The 18,323-nt window shown below is 65.9% G+C and carries 13 protein-coding genes; 4 read left to right on the top strand and 9 right to left on the bottom strand.

The genetic code is table 11. The features are described from left to right. Positions 1 to 62: 62 nt before the first annotated feature. The 7 genes from RTU05_RS12155 to kduI all read right to left on the bottom strand — a co-directional run bounded on the left by RTU05_RS12155 (position 63) and on the right by kduI (position 7,480). The gene (locus tag RTU05_RS12155; protein ID WP_312598598.1) at positions 63 to 521 is read right to left on the bottom strand and encodes a beta galactosidase jelly roll domain-containing protein; all 459 of its coding nucleotides are present in this window, start codon (positions 519 to 521) and stop codon (positions 63 to 65) included. Next, positions 428 to 3,049, bottom strand: coding sequence for a beta-galactosidase (locus tag RTU05_RS12150; protein ID WP_312598596.1), 2,622 nt, complete (start codon positions 3,047 to 3,049; stop codon positions 428 to 430). The genes RTU05_RS12155 and RTU05_RS12150 overlap by 94 nt, the downstream gene beginning before the upstream one ends. After that, positions 3,049 to 3,366, bottom strand: a complete 318-nt coding sequence (locus RTU05_RS12145) for an L-rhamnose mutarotase (RefSeq protein WP_312598594.1) — start codon at positions 3,364 to 3,366, stop codon at positions 3,049 to 3,051. The genes RTU05_RS12150 and RTU05_RS12145 overlap by 1 nt, the downstream gene beginning before the upstream one ends. 86 nt (positions 3,367 to 3,452) lie before the next feature. After that, a complete protein-coding gene (locus RTU05_RS12140; RefSeq protein WP_312598593.1) occupies positions 3,453 to 4,661 on the bottom strand; it encodes a rhamnogalacturonan acetylesterase in 1,209 nt (402 codons plus the stop codon). A gap of 32 nt (positions 4,662 to 4,693) precedes the next feature. Then, complete coding sequence (locus tag RTU05_RS12135) at positions 4,694 to 5,737, bottom strand: sugar kinase (RefSeq protein WP_312598591.1); 1,044 nt, start codon at positions 5,735 to 5,737, stop codon at positions 4,694 to 4,696. Positions 5,738 to 5,853: 116 nt separating this feature from the next. Then, on the bottom strand, positions 5,854 to 6,612 hold the full coding sequence (gene kduD, locus RTU05_RS12130; protein ID WP_312598590.1) for a 2-dehydro-3-deoxy-D-gluconate 5-dehydrogenase KduD: 759 nt from the start codon (positions 6,610 to 6,612) through the stop codon (positions 5,854 to 5,856). Between the two features lie 22 nt (positions 6,613 to 6,634). Further along, the gene (kduI, locus tag RTU05_RS12125; RefSeq protein ID WP_312598602.1) at positions 6,635 to 7,480 is read right to left on the bottom strand and encodes a 5-dehydro-4-deoxy-D-glucuronate isomerase; all 846 of its coding nucleotides are present in this window, start codon (positions 7,478 to 7,480) and stop codon (positions 6,635 to 6,637) included. Between the two features lie 307 nt (positions 7,481 to 7,787). On the opposite strand from kduI, the gene RTU05_RS12120 reads away from it, so the two are divergent. The 4 genes from RTU05_RS12120 to RTU05_RS12105 all read left to right on the top strand — a co-directional run bounded on the left by RTU05_RS12120 (position 7,788) and on the right by RTU05_RS12105 (position 16,794). Then, positions 7,788 to 8,894, top strand: coding sequence for a glycoside hydrolase family 88 protein (locus RTU05_RS12120; RefSeq protein ID WP_312598588.1), 1,107 nt, complete (start codon positions 7,788 to 7,790; stop codon positions 8,892 to 8,894). A gap of 25 nt (positions 8,895 to 8,919) precedes the next feature. Further along, positions 8,920 to 10,509, top strand: coding sequence for an MFS transporter (locus RTU05_RS12115; RefSeq protein ID WP_312598586.1), 1,590 nt, complete (start codon positions 8,920 to 8,922; stop codon positions 10,507 to 10,509). A 315-nt stretch (positions 10,510 to 10,824) separates the two neighbouring features. Next, positions 10,825 to 13,968: a TonB-dependent receptor gene (locus RTU05_RS12110; RefSeq protein WP_312598585.1), complete on the top strand. Its 3,144-nt coding sequence runs from the start codon at positions 10,825 to 10,827 to the stop codon at positions 13,966 to 13,968. Between the two features lie 90 nt (positions 13,969 to 14,058). Further along, positions 14,059 to 16,794: a Tat pathway signal sequence domain protein gene (locus RTU05_RS12105; RefSeq protein WP_312598583.1), complete on the top strand. Its 2,736-nt coding sequence runs from the start codon at positions 14,059 to 14,061 to the stop codon at positions 16,792 to 16,794. A gap of 19 nt (positions 16,795 to 16,813) precedes the next feature. On the opposite strand, the gene RTU05_RS12100 is transcribed toward RTU05_RS12105, so the two are convergent. Further along, positions 16,814 to 17,716, bottom strand: coding sequence for an amidohydrolase family protein (locus RTU05_RS12100; protein WP_312598582.1), 903 nt, complete (start codon positions 17,714 to 17,716; stop codon positions 16,814 to 16,816). A gap of 10 nt (positions 17,717 to 17,726) precedes the next feature. Further along, positions 17,727 to 18,323: SDR family NAD(P)-dependent oxidoreductase (locus RTU05_RS12095; protein WP_312598581.1), on the bottom strand; the 597-nt coding region annotated here is incomplete at its 5' end.

Here is an 18,323-nt window from a genome sequence, read left to right as displayed (position 1 = left end):
GGGCGCGACGACGGCGCCCGCCCCCAGAGCCAGCAGGGTCCGACGCGGCAGGCGGGGTGCGGTCATCGCCGCTCCCCTTCCGTCGTGGTCTGAACCCCGCCGCGCACATTGCGCTGGGTGATCAGGCGAACGTCCTCCAGCACATTGCCGGGCGCCCCGTCGGTCGAGACGGCCAGGGCGATGCTGTTGCGGCCGCGCGCGTTCAATATGCCTTCCGGCAGGGTGAAGACCCGTTGCGGCCCGACGTTGGCGATGAACTGGCCCATGTGCCAGCCATTGACGAAGATCAGCACGCGATAGGCGGTGTCCGAGCGCGGCGTGTCGATGTCGCCGAACGCCAGGGCGATTGAGGCGTCCTGACCCTGGGGCACATTCAGGTCGAAGTTGGTGCGATACCAGGTCACGCCCGGCTGAAGCGGCTGACCGATCATGGCGGCGCTCCAGCCCGTATCGTCGAACTGCGGCAGGTGCCAGCCGTTCCGCTCGCCGAACAGGCCGCCGTTGTTGGCGACGCCGCGCACGGTGTCGGTGAAGTCCTCGCCGCCCTGACGGCCCTGGATCTTCCAGACGACCGGCACGGAGAGCCCGGCCCGCTGCGGGGTCCGACCGAGGCCGAGACCAGGCCGCGCGCCTCCTTGTGGAAGTCGTTGGCGTCCAGATTCCAGTTGTGGCCGTTGTTGCGCACCATGACCGACAGGACGTGCGGACCCGGCGTGCGGGCCGCGGCGGGCAGGGCGAAGCGCGCCAGTCCCGTGGTGATCGGGCGCGGCATGCCGGTGGGCAGTTCGTCCTGACCGACCAGTTCGCCATCCAGGAACAGCTGCAGCATGCCGGCGCCGCCTGCGCCATAGAACAGCTCGATCGTCTCGGCGTTCGGACCGCCCTCAAAACGGCCACGATACCAGACGTCGCCTTCATGGAAGCCATAGGCGTCCATCAGCATATTGGGCTGGCCGTCGGGGCGCAGGGTGTTGCTGGCGTAGGCGCGGTTGTCGATGGCCTGCCAGTCGCGGTCGTCGAAGTCTGGCTTCGCCTCGGGCGATCCGGGGGCCGCGCGCCAGTTCGTAAGCGCAGGCAGGGTGAAATCGGCCGGGCCGGGCAGGGCGGACCGGGCTTCCAGTCCGCCAGAGGCCGTGGTGCGGGTGGCGATGGTCGCGCCGTTCCAACGAACCGAACGCACCGGCTGGGACGACCACAACTCCAGCGGCGTCGCCTCGCGCGTGTCGCCGGTCAGCATCAGTTGGCCGCGCTCGATGCGGGCGTGACGCAGCAGGGCCGGGCCGCGCACCAGGACATCGCCCTGGCGCCAGAAGCGGGCGGCTTCCTTTTCTTCGCCGATCAACAGCAGAAGGTCGGGACGACCGCCGCCGCTGATCTTCACACGGGCCAGACCCTGGTGGGCGTAGTCCAGCTTCAGGTCGCCGGTCGCCGCATCGAAGCTTGAGCGAACCTGCCCCTCCAGCACCGTCACGGTCGGGGCCGAGTCGAAGCGCAGCACGGTCTGACCGGGTTCGTCCTTGCGACCGTACATCAACACGACTGGCTGACGCGCAGAGGGCAGGACCGCCTGCACCTCGGACGTCGAATAGACCAGCCGCTGACCGGCCAGATCGACCCCGGCGACCAGCCATTTGGCGTCGAACCCGTTCAACATCATCGGCACGACATAGCGGCCGTCGGGCAGGCTGGCGGTGACGGTGAAGTCGTCGTTCGTCTGGCCGTTCGACGGCTTGTGCGTGACCAGCAGGAAGCGGGCGTCCGTCTCCGGGCTGCGGTTATGATAGACTTGGATGTTCGGCGACGAAATCTCGACCGGCCCGGCGGGGATCATGCCGGCCAGATCGGGCACCGACTCCAGCAGGCCCGCCAGCTGCTTCATCTCCTCGGCCTTAGGGCGTATCTCGCGCGCCTCCGAGATGGCCGCGCCATAGTCGTAGCTGGTGAAGACCACGGGCGCCGCCAGCCAGCCCCAGCTGGCGCCGCCAAAGCCGACATAGATGCTTTGCAGCGTGATGCCGTTGGCCAGGTTCACGCCGTAGAAGACGCGCTGGAACCGCTCGCCGCGCTGGCGGGCGTTGCACTCGTATCCGCCGTTGGAGCCCCAATAGTCGAACCAGCCGCCGCCGATCTCGGCCATGAAGCCGGGGGTCGAAGGCGAGGCCGAGGCGCCGCCCTTGGCGCCGCCCGGACCATAGAAGCCCCAGTCGGGGGCCGCCGCGCCGCGCGTGACTTGGCCGCCCACGGTGCAGGTGCCGCCGGGATAGCCGTCGAAGGCGTAGAGATCGACCGGACCGTGCACCACCTTGTCGACGGGCGAGGTCTCGGGCGCCCAATAGCCGTTGCGGCCCTGGTCGTTATGGAAGATCGGCACATTGATGCCGTCCGCCCGCGCCTTGGCGTACAGATGGTCCATGTAGCGGCGGTGGGCAGGCGTGGTCAGCGCCAGCTCGTTCTCGATCTGGTAGAGGATGACCGAGCCCTGGTTGCCCTGGCCGTCGCCGTTGATCTGATGGCGGGCGATGATGGCGTTGATCTGGGTCATCCACTCGTCGGCGGCGGCCAGATAGTCGGGCGAATCCGTGCGCGAGGGCGCGCGCTGATTGACCAGCCAGCCGGGGAAGCCGCCGCGCGTCAGTTCAGCGTTGGCGTAGGGGCCGGGCCGGACGATGACATACAGGCCCTCTTCCTCGGACATCTTCAGCAGAAGATCCAGGTCGCGGATGCCCGTGAAGTCGTAAACCCCCTGTTTGGGACTATGGTAGCCCCAGTCGAAATAGAAGGCGACGGTGTTGAACCCGCTGGCCTTCATCTTCTGCAGCACATCGCGCCACAGCTCGGGGCTGGGCAGGCGGAAGGGGTGCATTTCGCTGGACCAGATGACCAGGCGCTTGCCGTCGATCATCAGGGACCGGGCGTCGTAGGAGACGCGGCCGAAGGTCTGGGCGGGGGCGGTGAAATCGGCGGTGGCCTGGGCCGTCTGGGCGACGGCGGTCGAGGCTTGAACCAGCGGGGCGGCGGCGACGGCGGCCGCGAGGAGAAGCGCGCGCATCAGGCTTGATGGAACATCAGTTGCAGGGGCCATTCGCGCGGCTGGTCGCCGGGCAGGACCTCCATCAGCGGCGCCATATGCGTCCACCATTTCTTCATCAGCGGATGGTTGGGCAGATCGTCCAGCGTGTGGCCCTCGGCGCGGCGCAGAACCGCGAACAGGGACAGGGTCTCTTCATCCAGGAAGATCGAATAGTCGCTGACGCCGCTGGCGGTCAGCAGTTCCGCCAGTTCGGGCCAGATGGCGTCGTGGCGCGCCTTGTATTCCTGGACCGCGCCGGGCTTCAGCTGCATGCGGAAGGCGTGAAGCGAACTCATGATTCCTCCAGTTCCGATTATTCGGTATTCTGTTTCATCATTTGGTAGTTGGTCCGGCCGCGCGCGTCAAACGCTTCGCAGCGCGGTCAATCGCCGCGCGGGCGTTCCGGGCTTGCCGACAGGCTTGGAGCGATGTCGGTCTCGGCCATCGGCGGGGCGTCGGGCGTGAAGGTGCGGAAATCGGGCGCGATGTGCGCCGCCAGATCGGGCGCCTTTTCGGCGAGTTCAGCCGCGACGGCGCGGACCAGCAGCCAGGCGCCGGCATTGTCGTGATGGGTGCGGTCCGCGCCGCCGTCGTTGAACAGGCTCGCCGCCCGATCCGGGCCCAGCGCCTCATAGATGCGGCGGGATGCGTCGTTCAGGTCGATCAGCAGCACGTCCTCTTCGCGCGCGACCTTGCGCGCCGCCTCGGCATAGGCGCCCAGGGTGTCCTGGATGCGCCCGTCGCGGAAGTTGCGTCGCTCGGGCGAGGTCACCAGGACCGGGTGAGCGCCGCGTCGCTTCGCCTCGGCGATGAAGACCTTCAGATAGGCGGGATAGGTGGTCTCGGGGTCCACATAGGTCTGAGGCCACTGGGTCTTCTGATCATTGTGGCCGAACTGGATCAGCAGCCAGTCCCCGGCCTTCAGCGTGGTCAGGATCTTGGCCAGGCGCAGTTCGCTGATGAAGGATTTCAGCGTCTCTCCCGACTGGGCATGGTTGGCCACGCCGATGTCGGGCCCGAGCAGGGCGGGCAGCATCTGGCCCCAGCTGGCCGCCGGTTCCGACGGCTGGTCGGTGACGGTGGAATCCCCCGCCAGATAGATTACGGGCGCCTCGACCGGCGCGATGTCGATGGCGGCGACCTGCGGATGCCCCAGAAACTCCAGCGTCAGCCGGTCGTCCCAGGTGCGTGAGGCGATCTCCTGCGGCGTCAGCACGACCGACGATCCGCCTGGCGCATTGGCGGGCGGCGGGGGCAGGGCGGGACCGCGTACGGGAACGATGAAGCTGCGGGTCTGATAGGCGCCGGGCGCGGTGACGATGTCGCGCGCCATCAGCCGCCGGGCCTCGGCCTTGACCGTGGTGCGCCCAGCCTGGGCGCCGCCGAAGCGGACGGTCACGCGATAGAGGCCCTCGGGGACCGCCGCCGAGAAGACGTAACCGTCCGGGGTCGCCTGTGGCTCGAAGCCGTAACCGCCCGGCTGATAGGTCTGGCTGGGCTGGACCGCGATCCGATCCGGCGCGGTCGGCTGGGGCGCCAGGTCGAAACGCCAGGTCGATATCGTCGCCGCCATCAGGATCGCCGTCAGCATCGGGGTGTCTCTTTAGTGAGGAGGGGGCGGCCTCAGCGCCGGATGTCGAACCCGCTATCGCCCATGGCGGCCTGAACCTGGTCGGCGGTGAACAGGTTGAAGTCGCCGGGGACGGAGTGTTTCAGCCCGGCGGCGGCCAGGCCGAAGTCCAGGGCCTTCTGGTCGGCCCAGCCGCTCCACAGGCCGAACAGCACGCCAGAGGCGAAGGCGTCGCCGCCGCCGACGCGGTCGATGACGCCGGTCAGGTGGATGGCTTCGGCATGGGTCTCGATGATGCTGTCGCCGTCGCGGGTCAGCATGACCGCCGACAGGGCCTGGTCGGCGACGCTGTCCTGAACCCGCAGGGTGCAGGCGATGCGCTGAAGGCGGGGAAAGGCGGCGAAGGCGGCGGCGGCGGCCTGACGGCGGCGTATCGCAGGGTCGGGGCTGTCGAAGCTGGTCTTCAGCACCAAGGCGAAGTCGCGGTCGTCGGCGAAGGCGACGGTCGCGCCCGCCAGCATCTTGCCCAGGGTCTCCGGCGGATCGCCGTCCCACTGCTCCCACAGCTTGCCGCGGAAGTTGCCGTCATAGCTGACCTTGACGCCCTTCTTGACCGCCGCCTCGATGATGGCGACGGCGGCGGCGGAGCCGTTGGGGCCGGTCGCGGGCGTCACGCCCGAGGCGTGCAGCCATTCGACGCCGTCCAGCAGCCGGTCCCAGTCGAGGGCCGTGTTCACATGCTCGACGAAGGCCGAACCGGCGCGGTCATAGAGGACTTCGGACGGACGCCGCACCGCGCCCGGGGTCAGGAAATACAGGCCCATCCGTCCGGGCGTGAAGACTATGGGGGTGGTGTCGACGCCATGCTTTCGCACCTCGTCGCGGGCGGCGTGGCCGAGCGCATTGTCCGGCAGGACCGTCGCCATCCGCGTCGGCGCGCCGAACCGGGCCAGGGCCACGGCGACATTGGCCTCGGCCCCGCCCGGACGCACGGTCAGGGCGGGGGACTGCAGCAGCAGTTCGTTCTGGTTGGGCGACAGCCGCAGCAGCATCTCGCCGAAGCAGAGGATGTGTCTGGATGAGGCGTTCTGGGACATGGGACTAACCGCAGCGGGACCGAATTTGCACTGTGCCTGATGGCGAGGCGAGGGCGAACGCCTTCAGTCTTTATGTCGTCATCCTCGGGCTTGTCCCGAGGATGACGATTTCCCGATCAGCGCGCCTGCCAGCCGCCGTCTACGGGCAGGATGGCGCCCTGGACATAGTCGGAGGCTCGGCTGGCCAGAAAGACGGCGGCGCCGCCCAGGTCCGAAGGCTGGCCCCAGCGACCGGCGGGGATGCGGCCAAGGATCTCGGCCGACCGCACCGGGTCCTCGCGCAGGGCCTGGGTGTTGGCCGTGGCGAAATAGCCGGGGGCGATGGCGTTGGCGGTGATGCCGTGCGGCGCCCATTCGTTGGCCATCAGCTTGGTCAGACCCGCCACGCCCGACTTGGACGCGGTGTAGGACGGCACGCGGATGCCGCCCTGGAAGGACAGCATGGAGGCGATGTTGATGATCTTGCCGCCGTCGCCCTGTTTGATGAAATGGCGCGCGACCGCCTGGCTCATGAAGAAGACGGTCTTCAGATTGATGTTCATCACCAGATCCCAGTCGGCCTCGGTGAAGTCCACCGCGTCGGCGCGGCGGATCAGGCCGGCGTTGTTCACCAGAATGTCGATCCGGCCCATGGCGGCCAGCGCCTCGGCCAGAACCCGCTCGACCGGCTCGATCGAGGTCAGGTCGGCGCTGACGGCGTGGGCGCGGCGGCCCATGGCCTGAACCTGGGCGACCGTATCGTCGGAATCGGACAGGGCGACCGAGACGATGTCGGCCCCGGCCTCGGCCAGGGCCAGGGCGATGCCCTGACCCAGACCCGTGTTGCCGCCCGTGACCAGGGCGACCTTGCCGGTCAGATCGAACGGATTGCTCATGGTGTTTACTCCCTGGTCCTGCTCAGCGCAGCTGGCAGATGTCGAGCTTGTGCATGTCGGTGTAGTCGAGGTTCTCGCCGCCCATGCCCCAGATGAAGGTGTAGTTGGACGTGCCCGAGCCCATGTGGATCGACCACGGGGGGCTGATGACGGCCTCGCCGTCGGCCACGACGATGTGGCGGGCGTTGTCCGGCTCTCCCATGAAGTGGAAGACGCGGTCGTTCTCGCCCAGGCCGAAGTAGAGGTAGGCTTCCGAACGGCGGTCATGCAGGTGCGGCGGCATGGTGTTCCACACCGAGCCGGGCTTCAGCACGGTCACGCCCAGCAACAGTTGGCAGGACTTCACCTTGGCCGGGACGATGTACTGATAGATGGTGCGCTCGTTGGAGGTCTCCAGCGACCCCATCTCCAGCGGCACGGCCTCGTCGATCGAAATCTTGGTCAGATCGTAGCGGGCGTGGGCCGGCGTGGCGACCAGATAGAATCGGGCCGGCTCGGCGCTGTCCTTCGACGCGAAGGTCACTTCGGTCGACCCCAGCGGCACATAGAGGCCGTCGCGGAAGGCCAGTTCGATGGTCTCGCCATCGACCGTCACCGAACCGGCGCCGCCGATATTGACCACGCCCAGTTCGCGGGCGTGCAGGAAGGGCTTGCCCGCCAGGGACGGCGGCTCGGAATGGCTGGGCAGGCCCAGGGCGCCGTCGACCGGCATCGCCCCGCCCAGCACCATCCGCTCGTTGTGGGAATAGTTCAGGCTGACCTTGCCCGGCGTGAACAGGCCGCCGACCAGATAGCGATCCCGCAGCTGCTGGTTCGTTGCGCCCTCCATCATGTCCGGGTGGGTGGCCTGATAAATCTTGTCGTACATCGGATCGGACATGGTCTGGGTCTCGCACAGGTTTGAGGGCCGAGGCGTCTGAGGGCGACGGTCGATCCCGAGGCTATCTTGAGAGCCGGCGCCTCGCCTTGACGAGGCATATCGGCTCACATAATGAGAGAGCTATATAAAAAATGGGACGGCGATACCAGTCGCCGTTTCAAGGAATGGGGTGGAAACTGTCGGGGACGCCGAAGGCGCGCGAGACGGCCGGGGGCTGTCGCGCCGGCGGACGAACCCGCCTGCCGACACCCGATGTTGTCTGAGCGACGGCGCCTCGGCGCCTTGGGAATACGTCATGCCGAATCTGATCCACGACCTACCTTACGCCGACGTCCGCGACGCCATCGCCCGCCTGATGGACAATCTGGTGAACATCAAGGACGACACGGGCGAGTTCCTGCTGCGTCTGGACGACGGTCGCGTCATCGACACCAAGGGCTGGAACGACTGGGAGTGGACCCACGGCATCGGCCTGTACGGCATCTACAAGCTGTATGAGCAGACCAATGATCCGGCGGCGCTGGACATCATGCTGAACTGGTTCCGCGACCGCTTCTCCGCCGGAACCCCGACCAAGAACATCAACACCGTCTCGCCCTTCCTGACCCTGGCCTATCTGTACGAACAGACGGGCGACCAGACCTTCATCCCCTATCTGGATACATGGGCCGAATGGCTGATGGACGGTCTGCCCCGCACCGAGGAGGATGGGTTCCAGCACATCGTCTTCAACGATGAGAACCCGCAGGAACTGTGGGACGACACTCTGATGATGAGCGTCCTGCCGCTGGCCAAGATCGGCCTGGTGCTGGATCGCCCGCACTATGTCGAGGAAGCCAAGAAGCAGTTCCTGATCCACATCAAATATCTGTTCGACCGCAAGACCGGCCTGTGGTTCCACGGCTGGACCTTCCTGGGGCGGCACAATTTCGCCGACGCCCTGTGGGCGCGCGGAAACTGCTGGGTCACCATCGCCATCCCCGAGTTCATCGAACTGCTGGACCTGCCGCCCGAGGACAGCCTGCGCCGCTTCCTGATCGAGACGCTGGAGGCCCAGGTGAAGGCTCTGGCCGAACATCAGGACGAGAGCGGCCTGTGGCGCACCCTGATCCCCGATCAGGACAGCTATCTGGAGGCCTCGGCGACCGCCGGCTTCGCCTACGGCATCCTGAAGGCTGTACGAAAACGCTACATCGGCGCCGAATACGCCCCGATGGCGCTGAAGGCGGTCAAGGGCGTGCTGGCCAATATCTCCGACGACGGCGAACTGCAGCAGGTCTCGTTCGGCACGCCGGTCTTCGACGATTTGCAGGGCTACAAGGACATTCCCCTGACCTCCATGCCCTACGGCCAGTCCCTGGCGATCCTGTGCCTGGGTGAATTCCTGCGTCAGTACATCTGACGCGCCGCGGTCTGGAGAAGCCGAGATGACGTCCACGGAACCGTCCGTCCGCACCCCGCGCTGGTACAACTATTGGGGCTGGGGTTCCGGCGATATGCTGGGGGCGGGCGCCCAGGCGGTGATCACCGGCTGGCTGTTCTACTTCTTCACGACCTTTTGCGATCTGACGCCGGTTCAAGCGGGCCTGATCCTGGGCCTGCCGCGCCTGCTGGAGGCCATCACCTGTCCTCTGATCGGCTATGTGTCGGACAATCTGCGCCACACCTGGATCGGCAGGACGGTGGGGCGGCGCAAGATCTTCCTTCTGATCACCATTCCGCTGCTGCCCAGCTTCGCCCTGATCTTCATCAGCGGCCAGACCTTCGTCTATTATCTGACGACCTTCATCTTCTTCGAGCTGCTGTACACGATGTTTCTCATTCCCTGGGAAACGCTCGCGGCCGAGATGACCAAGGATTACAAGGAGAAGGCCAAGTTTGCGGGCGCGCGCATGCTGGTGGCCCAAAGCTCGGCCATCCTGGCATCCTATCTGCCGACCCTGATCATCAACAACTTCGGCGGTCGGGATTCGGCCCAAACCTTCCTGATCATGGCGACAATCTTCGGCCTGCTGTTCAGCGCCGTTGTGATCCTGGTCGTGATCTTCACCTGGGAGCGCCCGTTCACGGATGCGGAGAAGGCGGTGAAGGCCGATCCGCCCAGCCTGCGCAAGGCGCTGCTGATCCCGGTGAACATGTTCCGCGACCTGTTCTCGACCCTGCGCATCCGGGCCTTCCGCCAGCATCTGTCGATCTATCTGGGCGGCTATATCTCTCAGGACATCTTCAACACCGCGTTTCCGATCTTCGTGGCGACCGTGATGCTGGGCGCGACGGTGATGATCTCGCAGATGATGACGGCCATGTATGTCGCCCAGCTGATCTCCGTGATGGTGGCGATCCATCTGGTCATCCGCATCGGGCCGGTGATCGCCTATCGGATCGCGGCGGGTTTCTTCACCGCCGCCCTGATGCTGTTGCTGATCTTCTACTTCGTGCGGCCGACGGTCGGGGGGCAGGATCTGTTCGCCCTGGTCAATCCGATGTCGGGCGGGTTCAACCTGGGCGCCGCCTTCTGGCTGCTGGGGCCGATCGTCCTGGCGGGGCTGGGGCGCGGCACGCTGAACTTCGTGCCCTGGTCGGTCTACAACTATCTGCCGGACGTCGACGAGGCGGTCACGGGTCAGCGTCGCGAGGGCATCTTCGCGGGCGTCATGACCCTGGTGCGCAAGGTGGCCCAGTCCGGGGCCATCATCCTGACCGGCTGGATCATCGAGACTGGCGGCTATGTCTCGCCCAAGGCTGCGGCGGCGGGGGCTGTGGTCGTGCAGACGCCGGGGGCGGTGGCCACGGTGGCCGGGCTGCTGGTCGCCGGCCCGATCCTGGTCATGGCGGCGGGCGCGATTCTGTCCTGGTCCTTCCGTCTGGACCAACCCAGCCACAAGGTGCTGATGAGCGAGATCGACCGTCTACGCGCCGGAGAGACCGAACCGTCCAGCCCGGAAGCCAGGCGGATCGTCGAGAGCCTGACGGGCTGGAAATACGACCGCCTGTGGGGACGCAACCGCCTGGTCTGACTGGAAAATCCTCGGCGCTTCTCGCCCATTTCCCAAAATATGAAATAGCAAATTCATATTTGGCACAAATCGGCAGCGGTGCTATAGGTGGTCTCGCAACGATAATCCGAGTCCGCAAAGGACCGCGTGCAGGAGGGAAGCGTGAATGGCCGCGTCTTCGCGTCCGGCGTCGATGGACGCCGGCCGGAGCGCCAGCCGCAGATGATTTGCGGGCGTCGCAACGCCCGCCCCACAGCCTTCACACCATGCGCCGCCGGGGGGCGGCCGCGAGGGCGTCGCCAAACAATAAGGCCATAGGCCGCAGGAGGAACTTCAGTGACGACACAGTCGAACGGGCGATGGGCTCGCCGCTTCATGTACACCACCGGCGCCGCCGCCCTGGTGCTGGCGTCCGCCGGCGCGGCGAACGCCCAGCAGACGACGGGAACCCAGGCGTCGGACGCTCCGGTTTCGACCGTCGATGAAGTCGTGGTGGTCGGCACCCGTTCCAGCCTTCAGTCGGCCATGAACCGCAAGCGGTCGGCCAGCACCGTGTCGGACTCCATCGTCGCCGACGACATCGGCCAGTTCCCCGACAAGAACGTGGGCGAGGCCCTGGGCCGCATCACGGGTGTGCAGCTGTCGCGTGATTTCGGCGAAGGCAACGCCGTGTCCATCCGCGGCGTCGAGCCAGACCTGAACCGGGTCGAGATCAACGGCGTCAGCGTCCTGTCCACGGCGGGGAACCTGAGCGTCTATGGCGGCGGCGGCCGGTCCAACGACTTCCGCGAACTGCCGGCCGAGATCGTAAAGTCGATCGACGTGTTCAAGGGCTTCACCTCCGACATGACCGAGGGCGCCATCGGCGGCACGGTGTCGGTGCAAACCCGCCGTCCGCTTGACTTCCGCAAGCCCACCTTCTCCATGAGCGTGGCGGGCCAGAAGCTGGACACCCTGCCGGACTGGACGCCGCGCGCCAGCTTCTTTGGCGCGACGCAGTTGCTGGATGGTCGCCTGGGTCTGATGGCCAACGTCACCTATGACAGCGTCCAGACGCGCGGCGACTTTTATGATGGCCATTCTTGGGCCCGATTGGCCGACTTCGACAGATCGCCGGAAAAGACCGCGAACTACTATAATCCTGATTACAGCCAGGCGGTGAATGAATACATCGCCGCCATCGGGACGGAAGCGGGCTGCGCGACCATCGCGACGCCGGACGCGAGCGCTCTGACGACAAGTCAGGCGCGGACGGCCTGCCAAAGCCAGTGGTATGACTATAACCCTCGGGTTCCGCGCTATCGCGTCTGGACGCGTGAGGACGAACGCATGTCGGGCGAATTCACCGCCGAATACAAGTTCGCCGAAAATCTTCGTGGGTTTGTCACCTATCAGACGAACACGCGAAAGCAGCAGTTGAATGACATAAACTACGGCACTGACTTCACGTCATTGGATCGACTGAACAACATGGTCGGCACGACTTGTCCACGCGTAAATGCGACGACCGCCAGAGACGTGCCGGGCGTTGTTGTGGATGCGAACCACAATGTCATTCAGTACACTGTCGGCAACTGCGTGGGGACGAACGGTCGGGGGGGCGATTCCGCCTTCAGCATCTCTTCGCGTGATTTCCGCTACCAGGCGGATTCTGATTACATCACCTATGGACTGAAGTGGTACAATGACCGCTTCAAAGTCGATTTCCTGGGCGCCAACGCCAAGAGCGAGACCCTTAGCCAGACGAACAATGTCTCGGTCAGCTTCAATACCCCCGGCATGGTGGTCAAGCTGGAGCCCGGCACTTCGGCGCCGACCTTCACCTTTGCGCCCGGCTTCTCTCCATCTGACGCGGCTGCGGTCAGCCAGTACCAGATTCAGTACCGCCCCTCACAGGCGTCAAACAAAGAAGACCAGTATAAGCTGGACGTGGACTTCGATCCGCGCACGACCTTCCTGACCAACATCAAGTTCGGCGGCCGCTATTCCCAGGCCCAGGCCCAGGGATACGGATATGGCGGCTTCATCATCGACCCCGGTGCGAACCCGCTCTTACCGAACGATGACATCGTCATCTACGCGAATTCGATCAACTCGACAGCGCGGGTCATTGATAGCGCGACGGTGGATCAGACTTCGCCGCTGTACGGCAACCCTTATCAAACCAACTACTGGAACACGACCGAGGACTGGTCGCGCGCCTTCTCCAACTCGATTTTCGCTTCGGCCATGACGCCTCTGCCGTCTGACTTCCATTACGGCGGCGGATCTCTGCCATCGAACTGGATGTATCCAGACTTCAACACGATCGCCCAGCATCTGGATACGAGCCACTTCAATCTGGACAACCTGTATTCCGGCGTCGGCAACGACGGAAAGACCTATGATCAAATCCCGTACCGGGTGAAGGAGAAGACGGATTCGCAGTACGTCCGTCTGGATTGGGCGCTGCCTATCTTCGGACTGGATCTGGTCGGTAATCTGGGGCTGCGCCGCGTCTATACGCAGACCACGACGGCTGGCAGCTACAAGCGCAACGAAACGCGCCGGAACGATGACACCAATGTCGTTTCGACGGGGACTGTGTCCAACAGCCTGGTCGAGTACACGCGCGATTACACAAAGTGGCTGCCCAGCTTCAACGTCAATGCTTGGCTTATAGACAACAAGCTGAGCATGCGGGTGGGTTACGCCAAGCTGATGGCCCGTCCTCTGTATAATTTCCTGATCCCGGACATGACCTGCACCATCAATTACGCCAACGACGGCACGGCGGAAGATGGTCCGGACAGCTGCTCCGCCGGGAATCCCGAACTGAGGCCCTATGAGGCGGCGCAGTACGACCTGTCCTTCGAATGGTATCCGAACCGCGACACCCAGTTCTCGGCCGGCTTCTTCTACAAGGACATTCAGACCTTCTATATTCCGTCGCGCACCAGCCTGGGCCAGAAAGACGTGTTCGGTGATGGCGTCCTTTATAACTACAACAGCTTCATCAACGGCGAAGGCGCCAAGATCTCCGGCGTCGAACTGACGGCCAAGACCGCCTTCACCTTCCTGCCGGGTCTGCTGTCGGGCTTCGGCGCCGACGTGAACTACACCTATCAGGATGCATCGGACGTCGGTGTCTACAGCAAGCTAGACGGTTCGGAGCTAACCTATCCCGGCCTGTCCAACACCAGCTACAATGCGACCCTGTGGTATGAGCGCGGTCCGATCAATGCGCGCCTGGCCTACAACTATCGCTCGGAGTATCTGGTCACGGCCGCCGATCAATCGGGCAATCCGATCATCAAGGAGCCGACCGGCTATCTGGACGGCAAGATTTCGTGGAAGCCGGGCCTGAAGGGGCTGACCCTGTTCGCGGAAGGCAAGAACCTGACCGAGGAGGATGAAAGCACCTACGCAGGCGACATCCGCCTGATCAATACGGGGTACTCGGGCCGTCGCTTCTTCCTGGGCGCGACCTACAAATACTGATCATCTCGGTGATCACGGCCGTCGCCCCAGAGGGCGGCGGCCGTTTTTCTTTCAGTGCGTAAAGCGCCGCTGGGGCGGCGGGAGTCGAACATGTCGTTCCAACCTTCACGGCGTCACCTGCTGATGGGCGCCGTCTCTCTCGCCGCCGCCCAGGCCGTGTCGGGCAATGCTCTTGCCGCGCCCCGTCGCGGCGCGCCTGCGACGCCGTTGCGCTGGCTGGAGGGGCACAAGCCGGCCCGGCTGGAGGGGACGACTTTCGGCGTGCCCTGGCCGCGCGGCGCCCTTCGTCCCAACCAGGCGTTCAGCATCCGCGACGGATCGGGCCGTGCAACGTCAGCCCAGTCCTGGCCGATCGCCTATTGGCCGGACGGCTCGCTGAAATGGTCGGCCCATGCGGTGACCGGCGATGCGGCGCTGGACGGTCTGACGCTGGCGCCCGGCGCCTCGCCTGCGCCCGCCAAGCCCGTGCGGGTCGCCGATCAGGGCCAGCAGATCGTCGTCACGGTCGGCGATCTGGAATGGCGTGTGCCGAAGTCGGGCGACGCCCTGGTTTCCGGCGCGACGCGCGGCGGCCGTTCGGTCGTCGGCAAGCTGTCCCTGGTCGCCCTGTCGCAGGACAAGCCCGAACTGGAAGAGGGTGGGGCGGTCAAATCCTCGCGCTACGGCGTCCGCATCCGTCAGGCCGTGGTCGAACAGTCCGGCCCCGTTCGCGCGGTGATCAAGCTGGACGGCGTTCACACAGATGGGACGCGCGAGTGGCTGCCGGTCTCGGTGCGGCTGTATTTCTACGCCGGGTCCGACAGCGTGCGGATCGTTCACAGCTTCATCTTCGACGGCGATCCGAAGGCCGACTTCATCCGCGGGCTGGGCGTCGTCGCCGACACTCCCATGACCGATGAAAGCTATAACCGCCACATCCGTTTCGCCGGAGAGGGCGAGGGGGTGTGGGGCGAGGCGGTGCGGACCCTGACGGGCCTTCGCACGCGCGCCAACCCGACCCCCGCCGTGCGTCAGGCCCAGATCGAGGGGCGGGCGGTGGCCTTCGCCGACCTGCCCGACATCCTGAAGAACGACGGCCTGCAGTGGGTGCCGGAGTGGGGCGATTTCAGCTTCAGCCAGCTGTCGCCCGACGGCTTCACCCTGCGCAAGCGGACCAGCGAGGGCCATGCCTGGATCGATTCCAATGCGGGCAGGCGCAGCCGGGGGCTGGCCTATGTCGGCGGCGCCTCGGGCGGGGTCGCCCTGGGGCTGAAGGACTTCTGGCAACGCGCGCCTGTCGCTCTGGACATCCGCAACGCCCACACCGACATGGCGCAACTGACGGCCTGGATGTGGTCGCCGGAGGCCCCGGCCATGGACCTGCGCCCCTATCGCAGCGCCAACGGCATGGACACGACGGCCGAGGAACTGGTCGGGCTGGACATCACCTATGAGGATTATGAGGCCGGCTGGGACGACGCCCACGGCATCGCCCGCACCTCGGAGCTGACCCTGTGGGCCCTGGGCGGGACGCCCTCGCACGCGGACTTCTCGGCCATGGCCGAACAGATCGCCGATCCGGCGCGCCTGACGGTCGAACCGGCGCGGATGCATAGGGCGGGCGTGTTCGGCGACTGGTCACTGCCCGATGCGTCCACGCCCATCCGCGCGGCGTTGGAAGGGCGGCTGACCCATCTGGTGGACCACTATATCCGGGAGGTCGATCAGCGGCGCTGGTACGGCTTCTGGTCCTATGGCGACGTCATGCACACCTATGACCCGGATCGCCACATGTGGCGCTACGACGTCGGCGGCTATGCCTGGGACAACTCCGAGCTTTCGACCGACCTGTGGCTGTGGACCAGCTATCTGCGGACGGGCCGCGCCGATGTGTTCAAGCTGGCCGAGGCCATGACGCGCCACACAGGCGAGGTGGACGTCTATCACCTGGGCAGGTTCAGGGGCTTCGGCACGCGCCACGGGGTGCAGCACTGGTCGGATTCGTCCAAACAGCCGCGCGTCTCGAACGTCGCCTATCGCCGCATCTACTATTTCCTGACGGCGGACGAGCGGGTCGGGGATTTGATGCGCGAACTGAACGAGTCGGACTATGCGCTCCAGAACGTCGACATTTCGCGCAAGCTGCCGCCCGCGCCGGGCCGCGCCGTGCCCGAGGGGCAGGTGGTGTCCGGCTTCGGCACCTCATGGGGCGCCTTCATCTCGGCCTGGCTGACGGAATGGGAGCGGACGGGCGACCGCCGCTGGCGCGACCGGATCGTCAACGGCATGACCACCATCGGGGGCATGAAGCGCCGCTGGTTCGCCGGAGAGGCGCCGTTCGATCTGGCCACCGGCCGCTATCAGGGGCAGGGCGATTATGTCGCCGTGTCGCATCTGAACGCCGTCTTTGGCGTGGCGGAGATGAACGCCGAACTGCTGGACCTGCTGGATGTGCCGTCCTATCGCGCCGCCTGGCTGGAATATTGCCGCTACTACAATGCCCCGGACAACGAGATCGCGGGCCTGTTGGGCCAGGCGCCCAGGGGCCGGTCGCTGACCGAGGCGCACTCGCGCCTGACCGCCTATGCGGCCAATAAGGAAGGCGACGCCGCCCTGGCGCAACGGGCCTGGAGCGAGTTCCTGGGCCGCGACCCCGTCAAGCTGCAGACGCTGCTGGGGGCGCGTTCGACGACCGTGGGCGGCGTGAATGTTCTGCGTCCCATCCAGGAGGACGCGCAGGTGTCCACCAACGACGCGGCGCAATGGAGTTTGGCCGCCATCGAAAACCTGGCCCTGATCGGCGACAGTCTGGAAGAGGCGGCGGTGCGACTGGGCTACCGGCCCTGACCGCCGCCGGCAGGCGACGTCAGAGGCGGTAGATCGCCTCGGCGTTGCCCGCGAACAGGGCGTCGCGCTCGTCGGGCGAGAAGTCGGCGGTGATGGCGTCGAAGGCGCAATAGAAGGCGTCGAAGCTTCCGTGGACGCTTTCGACCGGAAAGTCCGAGGCGAACATGGCACGCTCGGTTCCGAAGGCGTCGATGCATTCGAGGACAGTCGGGCGGATGCTGTCGGGCGTCCAGGCGCGGTCGGTGATGCCCAAACCCGAGATCTTGATCGAGACCTGGGGCTGGGCGGCCAGCAGGCGCAGGCCGATCCGCCAACGCTCCATGCCGATGTCGTTGCGGTCGGTCGGCAGGCCGGCGTGATTGACGATCATCGGGATGTCGGGGTGGCGAGCGGCGATGATGGCGGCGGTCGCCATCTGCGACGGATAGAGCTGAAGATCGAACGACAGGCCGTGCCTGGCCAGTTTGGCGAAGCCTTCGACCCATGTGGGATCGCGCAGCAGGTCGCGGTCGGTGTAGGTCTTCAGCGGGTCTTCATGCCAGCAGACGATCTGGCGCACGCCGCGCACATTCGGACGCGCCGCATGGGCCTCCAGCAGGGCTTCCAGGTCGGGGGCCAGCAGGTCGGCGCCCGCGACGATCCCGTGCGGATAGCCGCGCTGGTCCGCCAGGGATTGCAGCCAGTCGGTCTCGGCCAACTGCCGACCGACGGGCTGACCGGCCTCTACATGGACGATCTTGTCCACGCGCCAGCCGGCCGTGTCGGCCAGATAGTCGTCCAGCAGATAGTTCCGGTGGGCGATGGGGCGCATGTCCCCCGCCGGATTGTTCGGCAGGGGATCGTCCTGAAGCCAGTCGTAGCGGGCGCGCGACAGGTCCCACAGGTGGACGTGGCCGTCGACGATGCGAAGGTCCGAAGCCACCCGCGCGTCCTCAGTACGTCGTTCTTCCGCCGGACGTGTCGAACGTCGAGGCGGTGGTGAAGCTGCATTCCTCGGAGGCCATGAAGCAGACCATGGCGGCGCTTTCATCGACCTCGCCCAGGCGGCCCATGGGGATCCTGGAGCGCATATAATCGACCTGGCTCTGGGGCAGTTGCTCCAGGATGGGGCTTTCGAAGGTGGCGGGGGTCAGGCTGTTGGCGACGACGCCCTTGCCGGCCAGTTCCTTGCCCAGCGACTTGGTGAAGCCGATCACCCCGGCCTTGGAGGCGGAATAGGCGGAGGCGTTGGGATTGCCCTCCTTGCCCGCGACCGAGGCGACGTTGACGATGCGGCCATAGCCGTTGGCCAGCATGAAGGGCGCGACGGCGCGGCAGCAGTAGAAGACGCCGTTCAGATTGATGTCGACGACCCGCTTCCAGCTGTCGATGGGGAAGTCCTGCACCGGCGCGGTGGCGCCGGTGATGCCGGCCGAGGCGACCAGGATGTCGATGCGGCCGTCCAGCGCCTGGGCCGAGGCCTCGGCGGCGGCGGCGACGGCGTCAGGGTCGGCGACGTCCAGGGCGATCACATGGGCGGCCCCGACCTC

It is taken from the genome of Brevundimonas sp. (assembly GCF_032017145.1).
Taxonomy (GTDB): domain Bacteria; phylum Pseudomonadota; class Alphaproteobacteria; order Caulobacterales; family Caulobacteraceae; genus Brevundimonas.
This window is presented reverse-complemented; position numbering and strand designations above follow the sequence as displayed.